The following is a 13377-nucleotide window of genomic DNA, read 5'->3' as shown; positions in this document are numbered from 1 at the left end:
GGCTTACGCCCCCGCCACCCGCGCCAGGTCGGCGGTGATCCGTTCCGCGACCTTCAGCCGCTCTTCCGCCGTCGGCCAATCGCCGGACACGACGATCTTCTGATCCGGCCGGATCTTCCAGAAGGCCTGGTTCTTCTGGATCAGCCCAACCAATCCAACGGGATTGGGGAAGCTGTTGTCGCGCAGGGTCAGCACCGCGCCGCGCGGCCCGATATCGATCTTCTCGATACAGGCGCGGCGGCAGTTGGACTTGATGCCGACGATCTTCAGCAGTTGCTGCGCCTCGTCCGGCAGGGGTCCGAACCGGTCGATCAGTTCGGCGGCCAGGGCTTCGCGGTCCTCGGCCTGTTCGGCGTCAGACAGGCGGCGGTACAGGCTGAGACGGACGTTCAGGTCCGGCACATATTCCTCTGGAATCAGGACGGAAGCGCCGACGTTGATCGACGGCGACCAGCCACGATCCACATTGGCCCCCTCGCCCTTCTCGCGCAGCTCGGCGACCGCGTCCTCCAGCATCTGCTGATACAGTTCGACCCCGACCTCACGGATATGGCCCGACTGTTCGTCGCCCAGCAGATTGCCGCCACCGCGCTGGTCCAGGTCGTGGCTGGCCAGCTGGAAGCCGGCGCCCAGATTGTCCAGCGACTGCAGCACCTGCAACCGCCGTTCGGCCGACAGGGTCATCGGCTTGACCGCATCCGTGGTCAGATAGGCGAAGGCGCGCGCCTTGGAGCGGCCGACCCGGCCCCGGATCTGGTACAGCTGCGCCAGGCCGAACATGTCGGCGCGGTGCACCACCAGGGTGTTGGCGGTCGGAATATCCAGCCCGCTCTCGACGATGGTGGTCGAGACCAGCACGTCGTACTCCCCCTCGTAGAAGGCGCTCATCACCTCCTCCAGCTGGGTCGCCGACATCTGGCCGTGACCGACGACGAACTTCACCTCGGGCACCTGCTCGCGCAGGAATTTCTCGATGGCCGGCAGGTCCTTCAGGCGCGGCGCGACATAATAGGCCTGGCCCCCGCGATATTTCTCCCGCAGCAGGGCCTCGCGCACCAGCACCGGATCCCACGGCGTCACATAGGTCCGCACCGCCAGACGGTCGACCGGCGGGGTGGCGATGATCGACATCTCGCGAATGCCCGACAGGGCCATCTGCAAAGTGCGCGGGATCGGCGTGGCGGTCAGGGTCAGCAGGTGGACATCGGCGCGCAGCGACTTCAGCTTCTCCTTGTGCTTGACGCCGAAATGCTGCTCCTCGTCGACGATCACCAGGCCCAGGTCGCGGAAACCGACCTGTTCGGACAGCACCGCATGGGTGCCGACGACGATCTCCACTGAGCCGTCCTTCAGCCCCGCCCGCGTCTCTGACGCCTCCTTGGACCCCACCATCCGCGACAGTTGGCGCACCTTCACAGGCCAGCCGGCGAACCGTTCGGTGAAGGTCTTGTAGTGTTGCCGCGCCAGCAAGGTCGTCGGGGCCACAATGGCCACCTGCTGACCCGTCATGGCCACCACAAAGGCGGCCCGCAGCGCCACCTCGGTCTTGCCGAAGCCGACGTCGCCGCAGATCAGCCGATCCATCGGCGTGCCCTTGCCCAGATCCTCCAGCACGTCGCCGATGGCGTTCAGCTGGTCGTCCGTCTCCTCATAGGGGAAGCGGGCGCAGAATTCGGCGAACAGGCCCGGCGGCGGCACCACCGCGTCGGTCTCGCGCAGCGCCCGCTTGGCGGCGAGCGCGATCAGCCCCTCGGCCATGGCCCGCAGGCGCTCCTTGGCCTTTGACTTGCGCGCCTGCCAGCCGGCGCCGCCCAGCTTGTCCAGCTGCACCCCGTCGGCGTCCGTGCCGTAACGGGTCAGGAGGTCAATGTTTTCAACCGGCAGATAGAGTTTGCTCTCACCGGCGTACAACAGCTCCAGGCAGTCGTGCGGCGCCTGCTGGATCTCCAGCGTCTTCAACCCCTCATACCGCCCGATGCCGTGATCCAGGTGGACCACCAGATCCCCTGTCGTCAGGGCTGAGGCCTCGGCCAGGAAGTTCGACGCCCGCCGCTTCTTGCGCGGTCGCGCCAACCGATCGCCCAGGATGTCGGTCTCGGAAATGACCGCGACCTCATCCGTCGCGAACCCGTGCTCCACCGGCAGGACGCCGCGCAGATACAGGTCCTTGGGCGCGGCCAGCACATCGGCCCAGTCGCGCACGGCGACGATATGATCCAGGCCGTGATCGGCCAGCATGGTCGCCAGACGTTCCGACGAGCCCTCGGTCCACGAGGCGAACAGCACCCGCTTGCCGTCGGCCTTCAGCGCCGCGGCATGGGCCGCCACCGCCTCGAACAGGTTGACGCTGTCCTGCGCCCGCTCGGCCGCAAAGGTCCGGCCCAACCGACCGCCGGCGTCCTCGCCGCCGCCCGAGAACGGCGTGAACCGTCGCACGGCGCGACCCGCCAGCGCCTGGTTCCAGTCGCCGGCGTCCAGATACAGCGATCGGGGCGGCAGCGCGCGATTGGCCGCCGCATGGCCCCCACCCTTGCCATTTTGTGCCTTGGCGGCTTCCGTCCGCCCCTCATAGGCGTCAGCGATCAGGTCCCAGCGCTCTGCCCGCGCGCTCTCAGCCTGATTGTCGAGGAAGATTTGCGCCTGATCCGGCAGATAGTCGAACAGCGAATCCAGCGTCTCGTAGAACAGCGGCAGCCACTGCTCCATGCCCTGACGCCGCGCGCCCTCGCTGATGGTCGCATAAAGCGGGTCGTCGCCCGGCGCCCCGAACAGCTTCAGATAGCCGGTGCGGAAGCGCGAAATCGCATCCGCGTCCAGCAACGCCTCCGACACGGGCGCCAGCGACACCGCCGTCATCTGGCCCGTCGACCTCTGGGTCTCGGGATCGAAGGTGCGGATCGATTCCAGCTCGGACCCGAACATGTCCAGCCGCACCGGCTCCTCGAAGCCCGGCGGGTACACATCGACCACCCCGCCCCGCACCGCGAACTCGCCCCGCTCTGACACGGTCGAGGCCCGGACATAGCCGTTGGCGGCGAAATACCGCTCCAGCGCCTGGATATCCAGATCACGCCCGACCTTGGTCTCGAACCCCGCCTGGGTCGTCACCGACTTGGGCGGCGTCCTCTGCATGGCCGCACCGACGGTCGTGACCACCAGAACCGGCGCGTCCCCCGTCTTGCGCTGGGCCAGCCGCGTCAGGGTCGCCATCCGCTGGGCGGCGATCCCCGCCGTCGGGCTCAGCCGGTCATAGGGCAGGCAGTCCCAGGCCGGATATTCAAGAATTTCGATATCTTGCGAGAAAAAGCGGAACGCCTGAACAAACCCGCCCGACCGCTGATAATCGCGCGCCACGAAGACGCCGACCCCGCCGCTGGCCTTGATCCGCTCGGCGACGACCAGGGCGTCCAGCCCCTCCGGCGCCCCGCCCAGATCGGCGTCGGCGCGGTGCTGCACAGTGACCTGCTGATCCATCAGCCGATGCCCTTGCCAACCTCGGCCGCCACATGCTCGCGCATGAAGGCCCGCACCTTGGCCATCACCGGCGTCTCGAACTCAGGCGGGGTCGGGTCACGTTCGATGATCCAGCCGTAGAGCCACTGGTCCTCCTCGTCGATCAGCAGTTCGAACTGGTCCAGCTCGGCGTCGGTCAGCGTCGGCGCCACCTGGTCCGAGAACGGACCCAGCACCATGTCGGCCTCCCGGAAGCCCCGCCGCCAGGACCGGAACTGGATCCGGCCCAGCCGCTGTTTCCGCTCAGGAGTCATTTCGTCGCCACTTTGGTTTAGGGGACGCGCGTCGATGTCGGTCACAAGGATCCTTGCCCGTTGAATATGCCAGGTGCGCTCAAGCAGAGAGCCGCCGCGCGGCGCGCGATCGCGCACCCGGAATGGAAGAAGCGCAGATAGCCTTCCTGAACGGACTTCGCCACCCGTCATGGTCACGCTATGTTCCCGGCGATGCGTCCGCAGATTCTCTTTCCCCTGTTCGCCGAGGTCTCCAGCCTGAAGGGCGTGGGCCCCCGCATCCTGCCCCTGGTGCATAAGGTGGCGGGGCCGCTGGTGCGCGATCTGGTCTTCCTCAGCCCCTCGGGCGTCATCGTGCGCCGGCCCATGGAGGCCGCGACCGCCGTGGACGGCGAGGTCGGGATCTTCGAGATCGTCATCGACCGCCTGTTCGTCCCCAGCCGCCCCGGCGCCCCGCTGAAGGTCCGCGCCAGCGACGCGACCGGCTTCGTTCACCTGGTCTGGTTCGGCGGCTCGCCCCAGCATATCGACCGGCTGCTGCCGCGCGGCGAGACCCGGCTGGTCTCGGGCAAGGTCGAACGCTTCAACGGCGAGGTCCAGATCGTCCACCCGGACATCGTCACCCTGGACAAGGCCGCCGACATCCCGGCCTCCGAACCCGTCTATCCGGCGACCCAGGGCTTGACCTCGCGCCAGCTGCGCAAACTGGTCCAGGCCGCCCTGCCCGCCGCCCCCGACCTGCCGGAATGGCAGGACCCCGCCTGGCTGAAGAAGCAGAACTGGCTGTCCTGGCGCGCCGCCCTGGACGCCCTGCACGCCCCGGCGGGCGAGCTGGACCTGACGCCCGACGCCCCCGCCCGCCAGCGCCTGGCCTATGACGAGTTCCTGGCCCATCAGCTGGCCCTGGCCCGCCGCCGTCGCGCCCGCGAGATCAAGCCCTCGCCCGTCATCGCCCCCGGCTCCGCCTCAGACCACCTGCTCCAGGCCCTGCCCTTCACCCTGACCAACGCCCAGGCCCAGGCCGTCGCCGAAATCCGCCGCGACCTGGCCTCCGGCAAACAGATGGGCCGGCTGCTCCAAGGCGATGTGGGTTCAGGCAAGACCGCCGTCGCCGCCCTGGCCCTGGCCGACGCGGCCTCCAGCGGCTTCCAGGCGGCCCTGATGGCCCCGACCGAGATCCTGGCCCGCCAGCACTACGAAAAGCTCGGCCCCCTGCTGGAGTCGGCCGGCGTCGCCTCCGTCCTGCTCACCGGCCGCGACACCAACGGCCAGCGGCGCGAGAAGCTGGCCGCCCTGGCCTCCGGTCAGGCCCAGGTCGCCATCGGCACCCACGCCCTGTTCCAGGACGCCGTCCGCTTCGACCGCCTGGCCCTGGCCGTCATCGACGAACAGCACCGGTTCGGCGTCAGCGAGCGCCAGCGGCTCCAGGCCAAGGGTGATCCGCGCATCGGCGCCGTCCACCTGCTGACCATGTCGGCCACCCCCATCCCCCGCACCCTGGAACTGACCCAGTACGGCGAGCTGGAAGTCAGCCGCCTGATGGAGAAGCCGCCGGGCCGCACCCCCGTCACCACCGCCGTCGTCCCCCTGGCCCGCATCGGCGAGGTCGCCGCCCGGCTGAAGACGGCGCTGGACGCCGGCGCCCAGGCCTATTGGATCTGCCCCCTGGTCGCCGAATCCGAGGCCATAGACCTCGCCGCCGCCGTCGACCGCGCCGACGACCTGCGCCGCCTGCTGGGCGTAGAGGTCGGCCTGGCCCACGGCCAGATGCCCGGCGCCGAGCGCGAGGCCGTCATGGCCGACTTCGCCGACGGCCGCATTCCCCTGCTGGTCGCCACCACCGTGGTCGAGGTCGGGCTGGACGTGCCCAACGCCTCCATCATGGTCATCGAACACGCCGACCGCTTCGGCCTGGCCCAGTTGCACCAACTGCGCGGCCGCGTCGGCCGCGGCTCAAAGGCCAGCTCCTGCATCCTGCTGTACGGGGGCCAGGACGGCGCCCTCGGTGAAACGGCGAAAGAACGCCTCGAAACCCTGCGCCGCACCGAAGACGGCTTCGTCATCGCCGAGGAAGACTTCCGCCTGCGCGGCGGCGGCGACCCCCTGGGCCTGAAACAGAGCGGTTTCCCCGCCTACCGCTTCGCCGACCCGATCCGCCACCGGTCCCTGATGCTGGCCGCCGCCGACGACGCCCGCCTGATCCTCAACCGCGACCCCGACCTGGCGTCCGAGCGCGGCCAGGCGGTTCAGGTGCTGGAGGAGTTGTTCGACTGGAAGGGGCATAAGGCGGGGGCGGATTGAGGCGCCACGCCCACGCTTACGTCCGTCATCCTAGGCCTTGCGCCTAGGATCCAAAGACTCGACAGGCTAGAACGCCCCCGATGTTGCGCCTGTCAGAACTCAAACTGCCCCTCGACCACCCGCCGGAGGCCTTGCCCGCCGCGATCGCCGCCCGCCTGGGCGTGCCGCCGCACGATCTTATCTCCTGGTCGATATGGAAGCGGGCGCACGACGCCCGCCGGAAATCCGCGATTCTGAAAGTCTATATCCTCGACGTCGAGGTGAGGGATAAAGCGGCGGTGCTGGCCCGCCTTGCAGACGACGTGCACGTGGCGCCGACGCCAGACGTCGCCTATCGCCCGGTCGCTGTCGCACCCAAGACCGAGCGCCTTCGGCCGGTCGTGATCGGGGCCGGGCCGTGCGGCCTGTTCGCCGGGCTGATCCTGGCCGAGATGGGGTTCAAGCCGATCATCCTCGACCGCGGAAAAGTGGTGCGGCAGCGGACCAAGGACACCTGGGGCCTGTGGCGGAGCAGCAAGTTGGACCCGGAATCCAACGTCCAGTTCGGCGAGGGCGGCGCGGGCACCTTCTCCGACGGCAAGCTCTACAGCCAGATCAAGGATCCGCGCTTCCTGGCCCGCAAGGTGTTGACCGAATTCGTCGCGGCCGGGGCGCCGGAGGAAATCCTCACCGAGGCCCACCCGCACATCGGCACCTTCCGCCTGGTGACCATGGTCGAGGCCATGCGCGAGAAGATCGAAAAGCTGGGCGGCGAATACCGCTTCGAGCACCGTGTCACGGACATCGATCTCGACAAGGGCGCCCTCCGGGGCGTGCGCCTGCACACCGGCGAGACGCTGGAGGCCGACCACGTCGTCTTCGCCATCGGCCATTCGTCGCGTGACACCTTCCAGACCCTCTACGACCGTGGCGTCCATATCGAGGCCAAGCCGTTCTCGATCGGTTTCCGCATCGAGCATCCGCAGTCGTGGATCGACCGGGCCATGTTCGGCCCCTGCGCCGGCCACCCCGATCTGGGCGCGGCGGCCTATACGCTCTCGCACCACTGCTCGAACGGCCGCACCGTCTACAGCTTCTGCATGTGCCCGGGCGGCACGGTGGTCGCGGCGACCAGCGAGCCCGGCCGCGTCGTGACCAACGGCATGAGCCAATATTCGCGCAACGAGCGGAACGCCAACTCCGGCTTCGTGGTCGGCATCTCGCCCGAGGATTACGGGAGCGACCATCCGCTGGCCGGCATCGAACTGCAACGGGAGCTGGAGACCCGCGCCTATGCGGCCGGCGGCGGCGACTATTTCGCGCCAGGCCAGCTGGTCGGCGACTTCCTGGCGGGCCGCGCCTCGACCACGCTGGGCGAGGTCGTCCCCAGCTATAAGCCGGGCGTGCGCCCGACCGACCTGGCGCCCCTGATGCCCGACTATGTGATCGCCGCAATGCGCGAGGCCCTGCCCGTCTTCGGCCGCAAGATCGCCCGCTACGACGACGCCCAGGCGGTTCTGACGGGCGTCGAGACCCGCAGTTCATCCCCGATCCGAATGACCCGCGGCGCCGACTTCCAGAGCCTGAACGTGCGCGGCCTGTTCCCTGCCGGCGAAGGCGCCGGCTATGCCGGCGGCATCCTGTCGGCCGCCGTTGACGGCATCAAGGTGGCCGAAGCCGTCGCTCGGTCGATGGTGGCGGAGGCGGCGGCGTAGATCGGCCGAACACAGACACGATCCTCATCGTCAGTTTTTGGATGCCCTTGCCCTGCTGCTACTCGTGCGTAGCAGCCGCGATCGTGCGACAATGCGGACCTCGTCAGAGGGCGCTGATCGGCTTGCCGGTCGCTAGCCTAAGACGGATCCCGCCCCCTCTCAGACATTCCTGACGTCCGCCATAGGGGACCCAAACCCTTGAGGGTGATGGGGATGCTCGGTTCTAGACTCGCGTCAAAAATTAAGGGCCCGCCCTAGGCAACTCCCCCTAGTCGTCGTAGATCGTCGTTCGATGACTTATCTCCGCCGTTATACTGACGTCCTCTCATTGCTTGATATGCTCAAGCACAACCGCCTAACCTTGCTTTCTCCAGATACTTGGTTCGACCGAAACGACAGTTACGGGCTACGTGAGTATGGAAAACGGAGAGGAGCGGGCGAGGTATATGCTCTTTGCATGACGGCTGGCCCCGAGACCGGACATCACTGGCAGTTATTTGCTGGATCAAGCCACGGCGTATGCGTTCACTTCGATCTGGATGAATTTAGACTTCATTTAGATAGCCTAGAGCGTGACATACTGCATGGGCCGATGAGGTACCTCAATCTTACGCAAGTTAGAGATCTCTCACCGATACCGGACGATGATCTCCCATTTCTTAAGCGCGTGACGTTCGAAGCAGAGAGCGAGTATCGGGTGGTTGCCTGGGAGGAAGACCTATTTGCGGGCGTGACCTACGCTCTTCCGATGCCAGCGAGGCTGATAAAAAAGGTAACCCTGGGTCCGCTCATGCCACGCAGTTTAGCGATGACCCTCAAGGATATCGCGTGCGAATTTGTTGGCTGCGAGGAGATCAACTTCACACACAGCCGAGTCCATAACAACGAAAGTTGGCGCGCCGCAATCGATGGCGGCCACATATGACCATTCTCGGGTGCGGGATCAGATCTTGGCCCGCCGACTATTTCTTGAATCGAACCATTGTGGACATTGGGAAGGTCTTCTTGCGAGGCATTATTTATCAGGTACTCACTCGGCAATGATCACCGAGATACCAACCGCCCAAGAGTTTTATGACGCCGGGCTGAACCAACTTCATCTCGCGTGGGAAACGGCGACAAATCTTCTCCGTGACGCCGATGAGAAATACACCGGCTGGGAACTAGATGAGGTGAGCCTCGAAGAATATTGGCAGAAGTCCCAAGTCCCACTAGGCAATGCCTTCAGCTTGATTCAACAGGCAATGGAGCTGGGGATCAAAGGACGGATCGCTGCAGTATCCCCCTTCATCCTGATTGCCCAAGAGCATCGACAGTGGCCGATGGAAGACTCGCCGTTCAGCGAGTTTCGTACGGTGGACGCGGTGGACCTGATCCGCGTCCACAACGCAATCGCGACCCCGCCATTTGACGACCACTTCCGGGCTTTCTTCGACGATGTTCGCCGCAAGCGAAACCGGCTGATGCACTCAGTTCCCAAAGATGTCTTCGAGCCGGGCACACTCATCCTCAATGTGTTGAAGGCGGCTGAGGCCCTCTACGGCGAAAAACGCTGGTCCCAGCACTGCCTTGATCTTGAAGCCGAGAACCGCATCCGGCTCTACGACGGCGGCGACAATGTCGTGAACCATGTGATGGGCGAGATGGAGTTAGCCTTGGAGCACCTCCAGCCCGCTGAGGCCGAGCGGTTTCTTGGAATAACGAAGCAACGGACGTATCTTTGCCCTTCCTGCTACGCGAAGGCCAACCGCGACTGGGGAGCAGAAGATTTTCCCAAAATGGCGCAGCTTCGTACAAAGATGCCGGGCGAGACCCAGTTGGACTGCCGCGTTTGCGGCATTACAAGCACCGTCGAGCGGTCCGACTGTGAAGTTGAGGACTGCAAAGGCAATGTTCTCGACGAAGAACGTATGTGTCTGACATGCCAGCACACCAACTAGGCGCAACCGGCGCCGCTCCGGCTTAAGCGTCGCCTTGGGGCGTTTGCCCAAGGAAAGCCAATGTCCTCTAACCACCCCGAACAGATGTTCGGGACGTCCGCTTTCCAGCGCGGCCCTGCTGAATGCAAATGTGAGGAGAGCGGTTCGCATAGATGACCCAAGGAAGACAAACGAAGGTCACCTCCCCCAATTTGTCGAACTGAACCTAATCCTTTCAACACCCTAACGCGCCCCAACCGCCATCGACCTACCACGCTTCCAGACTGTGTTAGCCTCGTCGTCCGGTCTTTGACATCGGGCGCGCGCCGCAGTCCGCCCCCCCATCAACGCCACAGTCGTCGCCCCTGGCGCGTTTGGCGCCTTTGGCACGGTTGTCACCCTGTTTTCGCGCCAAACCGACCGACCTCAGCCGATCCTAACGCCACACCAGTCGCCCAGGCGCATTTGGCGGTTTGGCGGTTTGTCACCCTGTTTTTACGACAAACCGACCGGATCTCAGCCGATCATGCAGCGCCAGCCGTCGAACCCGACCTCGACATTTGCCGGAACAATCGCCGACAGTTCCTTGTAATCCATGTCGATATGCAGGTTCGTCAGCACCGCGCGCTCGACGTCCGCCGCCGCAATCCATTCCAGCGTCCGGTCCAGATGGGCATGGGTCGGATGGGGGGTGTAGCGCAGGGCGTCGACGATCCAGATCTGGCTCCCCGCCACCGCACGGATCGCCGCCTCGTCCAGGTCCGACACGTCGCTGGAATAGGCCATGTCGCCCAGCCGATAGCCGACCGACCGGATCGGTCCATGCCCCTGATCGAAGGTCACGACCGGGATCGCGCCCCCCGGCCCCTCCACCGACCAGGCCGTCCCGTGCGGCGGGATGACCTGGGCGTCCAGCAGCGGCGGATAGCCGAACTTGCTCTCGAAGATATAGTCGAACCGGTGGGACAGGGACGTCAGGGTCGCCTCGTCCATCCAGGCCGGGATTCGCTTGCGCGCCCGCGTCGCGAAGGTGCGCAGATCGTCGATCCCGTGGGTCTGGTCCGCATGGTCGTGGGTATAGAGGACCGCGTCCACATGCCGGGTCCCGCTGGCCAGCATCTGTTCGCGCAGGTCCGGCGAGGTGTCGATCAGGATGTTGGTCATCCCCTCCGGCCCGGTCTTCCTCGCCAGCATCGAGCAGCGCGTGCGCCGGTTCCTCGGCTCGGCCGGGTCGCACACGCCCCAGTCGCCGTCGCCCCGCGGCACCCCGCCCGAGGATCCGCTGCCCAGGATGACGACTTCGAAGCTCATGCCGATCTCGGTATCCGGTCAAAGAGGCCGAAGAAGGCCTCGGTGGTTTTCTGGTCCGCCTCCTCGGCGCTCCAGCCCCGGATCTCGGCCAGCTTGTCCAGCACATGGCTGATATAGGCCGGCTCGTTGCGCCGCCCCCGATGCGGGATGGGCGCCAGATAGGGGCAGTCGGTCTCGACGATTATACGGTCAGCCGGCATGTCCCGGATCACCGCCCGCACATCCTCGGCCGCCTTGAAGGTGGCGATCCCCGAGACCGAGAACCAGGCCCCCAGTTCCGCAGCGATTCCCGCCAGTTCCGCCCCGCTGGTGTAGCAGTGCATCAGCATCTTGAACGGCCCGGCGGCGTGCTCCTCCTTCAGGATCGCCCCCATGACCGCGTCCGCCTCGCGGGTATGGATCACCAGCGGCAGGCCCGTCTCCCGCGCCGCGGCCACATGCTGGCGGAACACCGCCGCCTGGATCTCGCGCGGGCTGAAGTCATAGTGGAAGTCCAGCCCGCACTCGCCGATCCCCACCACCTTGGGCCGCTGCGCCAGCTCGACCAGGGTCGCCGCCGTCAGCTCCGCCGCATCCTTGGCCTCGTGCGGATGGACCCCGACCGTGCACCAGATGTCCGGGTTGGCCATGGCGATCCCGTGGGTCGCCTCGAAGGTGGTCAGCTTGTCGGAGATCTCGACCATCAGGCCGACCCCGGCCTTGCGCGCCCGGGCGATCACTTCGTCCCGGTCCTCGTCGAACTGGGGGGCGTGCAGGTTCACATGGCTGTCGATCAGCATCAGCCCATCCGTTCCTGCTGGGCCTGGACCCGCCTCAGGTCCGCCAGCGCCCCGGCCAGCACATCGGCCTTGTCCAGGTTCAGCCCCGCCGCCCGCTCCGGCAGGGGCTGCAGCCGCTCCCACAGCTCGGCCCAGCGGTTGCCTGCGCCGGCCGGGCTGCTCAGGGCCCGCATCCGCACCGCCGCGATCAGCCGGTCCATCAGGGTCTCGAACCGCTCCTGGCCCTCCGCGCCCCGGAACTTGTCGGCGATGGCCAGGGCCTCGGCCCGGTCCACATCCCCCTCGACCCAGCGCCGCGCCAACTGGTCCATCTCGAAGGTCGCCCCCGACGCCAGGGCCAGGGCCGCGCCCGGCGATCCGCCCGCCATCGCCGCCGCGTGCTCGGCCTCCTCCGGCTCAGCCCCCGTGCGGTTCCGCACCAGGGCCTCCAGCCGCTCCGGCGTCCAGATGGGGAAGCTCAGCCGCCGGCAGCGCGACCGGATCGTGGCCAGCAGCCGCCCCGGCGCGTGGGTCACCAGGAACAGCACCCCCCGCTCGGGCGGCTCCTCCAGAACCTTCAGCAAGGCGTTGGCCGCATTGATGTTCAGGTCGTCGGCCGCATCGATGATCGCCACCCGGTGCTGAGCCTGGGACGGACTCTTGGAAAAGAACTCGGGCAGGTCGCGCGACTGATCGACCGAGATCGACTTCTTGGTCTTGCCGCCCTCGACCAGCCGTTCCAGCACCAGCAGGTCGGGATGCGACTGGGCCGAGATCAGCCGGCTGACCGGATCCTCGCGCCGCGCGCCCAGCGGCCCGCGCGCCGGATCGGCCGCCGCCCCCAGCAACCGCCGCGCCGCGCGATAGGCGAAGGTCGCCTTGCCCGTCCCCTCGACCCCGCACAACAGCCAGGCATGGTGCAGCCTCCCCCGCTCCCAGGCGTCCAGAAAGGCCGCTTCCGCCGCCGCATCAGGGACCAGGTCGAACCGGTCGCGGGGATGGTCCTCGCTCACAGCAGCCGATCCTGAACCGCCTGCCAAACCCGCGCCTCGACCTCGTCCAGCGATCCCACGGCGTCGATCAGCACGCACCGCTCCGGATGGGCCTCGACGATCCTCAGAAAGCCCTCGCGCAGTCGCTGATGGAACTCCAGCCCCTTGGATTCGAACCGCGTCTCGAACAGGCCGCGCCCGAACGCCCGCTCCAGCCCCACCTCGACCGGCAGATCGAACACCAGGGTCAGGTCCGGTTGATCGTCTCCGACCACGCCCGCATCGATCTGTTCGATAAAGCTCTGGGCCACGCCCCCGCCGGCGCCCTGATAGGCCCGGCTTGAGTCGGCGAACCGGTCGCACACCACCCAGTCGCCGGCTTCCAGCGCCGGCCGGATGGTCCGCTCCAGATGGTCCGAACGCGAGGCGTACATCAGCAGGGTCTCGGTCATCGCCGACCAGGGCTCGGCGTCGGTGGCCACGACCAGGTTGCGGATCACCTCCGCCCCTTTCGATCCGCCCGGTTCACGCGTCCGCACCACAGTGCGATCGCCCAGGACGGGCTGCAGCCGCTCGACCAGCCGTCCGACCTGAGTCGACTTGCCGGAGCCCTCGCCGCCTTCGAAGCTTATGAATTTTCCACGGGTCACGCGCCT

10 protein-coding genes are annotated in these 13377 nt (G+C 66.7%); 4 read left to right on the top strand and 6 right to left on the bottom strand.

Annotated elements, in window-relative coordinates; genetic code table 11:
* Nucleotides 1-3: 3 nt before the first annotated feature.
* On the bottom strand, nucleotides 4-3474 hold the full coding sequence (gene mfd / locus ACP7CK_RS05610; protein ID WP_426025370.1) for a transcription-repair coupling factor: 3471 nt from the start codon (nucleotides 3472-3474) through the stop codon (nucleotides 4-6).
* Nucleotides 3474-3767 carry a succinate dehydrogenase assembly factor 2 gene (locus ACP7CK_RS05605; protein ID WP_292147379.1) on the bottom strand — a complete coding sequence of 98 codons (294 nt, stop codon included), beginning with the start codon at nucleotides 3765-3767 and terminating at the stop codon, nucleotides 3474-3476. The genes mfd and ACP7CK_RS05605 overlap by 1 nt, the downstream gene beginning before the upstream one ends.
* 192 nt (nucleotides 3768-3959) lie before the next feature.
* Between ACP7CK_RS05605 and recG the strand changes: the two genes are divergently transcribed.
* The 4 genes from recG (at nucleotide 3960) to ACP7CK_RS05585 (ending at nucleotide 9681) form a co-directional block, all read left to right on the top strand.
* Nucleotides 3960-6047, top strand: a complete 2088-nt coding sequence (gene recG / locus ACP7CK_RS05600; protein ID WP_426025369.1) for an ATP-dependent DNA helicase RecG — start codon at nucleotides 3960-3962, stop codon at nucleotides 6045-6047.
* An 80-nt stretch (nucleotides 6048-6127) separates the two neighbouring features.
* Nucleotides 6128-7741 carry an NAD(P)/FAD-dependent oxidoreductase gene (locus ACP7CK_RS05595; RefSeq protein ID WP_426025368.1) on the top strand — a complete coding sequence of 538 codons (1614 nt, stop codon included), beginning with the start codon at nucleotides 6128-6130 and terminating at the stop codon, nucleotides 7739-7741.
* 292 nt (nucleotides 7742-8033) lie between these two features.
* Nucleotides 8034-8666 carry a hypothetical protein gene (locus tag ACP7CK_RS05590; protein WP_426025367.1) on the top strand — a complete coding sequence of 211 codons (633 nt, stop codon included), beginning with the start codon at nucleotides 8034-8036 and terminating at the stop codon, nucleotides 8664-8666.
* 115 nt (nucleotides 8667-8781) lie between these two features.
* Nucleotides 8782-9681, top strand: coding sequence for a hypothetical protein (locus ACP7CK_RS05585; RefSeq protein WP_426025366.1), 900 nt, complete (start codon nucleotides 8782-8784; stop codon nucleotides 9679-9681).
* A gap of 495 nt (nucleotides 9682-10176) precedes the next feature.
* On the opposite strand, the gene ACP7CK_RS05580 is transcribed toward ACP7CK_RS05585, so the two are convergent.
* From ACP7CK_RS05580 to tmk, 4 genes are read right to left on the bottom strand one after another with little or no spacing between them, the layout of a single operon-like run.
* Entirely contained in the window at nucleotides 10177-10971 is a 795-nt protein-coding gene (locus ACP7CK_RS05580; protein WP_426025365.1) for an MBL fold metallo-hydrolase, read from the bottom strand.
* On the bottom strand, nucleotides 10968-11750 hold the full coding sequence (locus ACP7CK_RS05575) for a TatD family hydrolase (RefSeq protein ID WP_426025364.1): 783 nt from the start codon (nucleotides 11748-11750) through the stop codon (nucleotides 10968-10970). Before ACP7CK_RS05575 ends, ACP7CK_RS05580 begins: the two co-directional genes overlap by 4 nt.
* Nucleotides 11750-12742 (bottom strand): DNA polymerase III subunit delta', encoded by a 993-nt coding sequence (locus ACP7CK_RS05570; protein WP_426025363.1) that lies wholly within the window; start codon nucleotides 12740-12742, stop codon nucleotides 11750-11752. The genes ACP7CK_RS05575 and ACP7CK_RS05570 overlap by 1 nt, the downstream gene beginning before the upstream one ends.
* Nucleotides 12739-13371 (bottom strand): dTMP kinase, encoded by a 633-nt coding sequence (gene tmk / locus ACP7CK_RS05565; RefSeq protein ID WP_426025362.1) that lies wholly within the window; start codon nucleotides 13369-13371, stop codon nucleotides 12739-12741. The genes ACP7CK_RS05570 and tmk overlap by 4 nt, the downstream gene beginning before the upstream one ends.
* Between the last annotated feature and the right edge of the window lie 6 nt (nucleotides 13372-13377).

The organism is Brevundimonas sp. TSRC1-1 (assembly GCF_049898245.1).
GTDB classification, from domain to species: Bacteria; Pseudomonadota; Alphaproteobacteria; order Caulobacterales; family Caulobacteraceae; genus Brevundimonas; species Brevundimonas mediterranea_A.
The sequence above is the reverse complement of the archived record's forward strand: the minus strand, read 5'-3'. Positions and strand labels throughout refer to the sequence as shown.

Excerpts from the sequence above, each read along its gene's own strand:
- recG (WP_426025369.1), top strand. The coding sequence starts at position 3,960 with ATGCGTCCGCAGATTCTCTTTCCCCTGTTCGCCGAGGTCTCCAGCCTG.
- ACP7CK_RS05605 (WP_292147379.1), bottom strand. The coding sequence starts at position 3,767 with ATGACTCCTGAGCGGAAACAGCGGCTGGGCCGGATCCAGTTCCGGTCC.
- ACP7CK_RS05590 (WP_426025367.1), top strand. The coding sequence starts at position 8,034 with ATGACTTATCTCCGCCGTTATACTGACGTCCTCTCATTGCTTGATATG.
- mfd (WP_426025370.1), bottom strand. The coding sequence starts at position 3,474 with ATGGATCAGCAGGTCACTGTGCAGCACCGCGCCGACGCCGATCTGGGC.
- ACP7CK_RS05595 (WP_426025368.1), top strand. The coding sequence starts at position 6,128 with ATGTTGCGCCTGTCAGAACTCAAACTGCCCCTCGACCACCCGCCGGAG.
- ACP7CK_RS05575 (WP_426025364.1), bottom strand. The coding sequence starts at position 11,750 with ATGCTGATCGACAGCCATGTGAACCTGCACGCCCCCCAGTTCGACGAG.
- ACP7CK_RS05580 (WP_426025365.1), bottom strand. The coding sequence starts at position 10,971 with ATGAGCTTCGAAGTCGTCATCCTGGGCAGCGGATCCTCGGGCGGGGTG.
- ACP7CK_RS05585 (WP_426025366.1), top strand. The coding sequence starts at position 8,782 with ATGATCACCGAGATACCAACCGCCCAAGAGTTTTATGACGCCGGGCTG.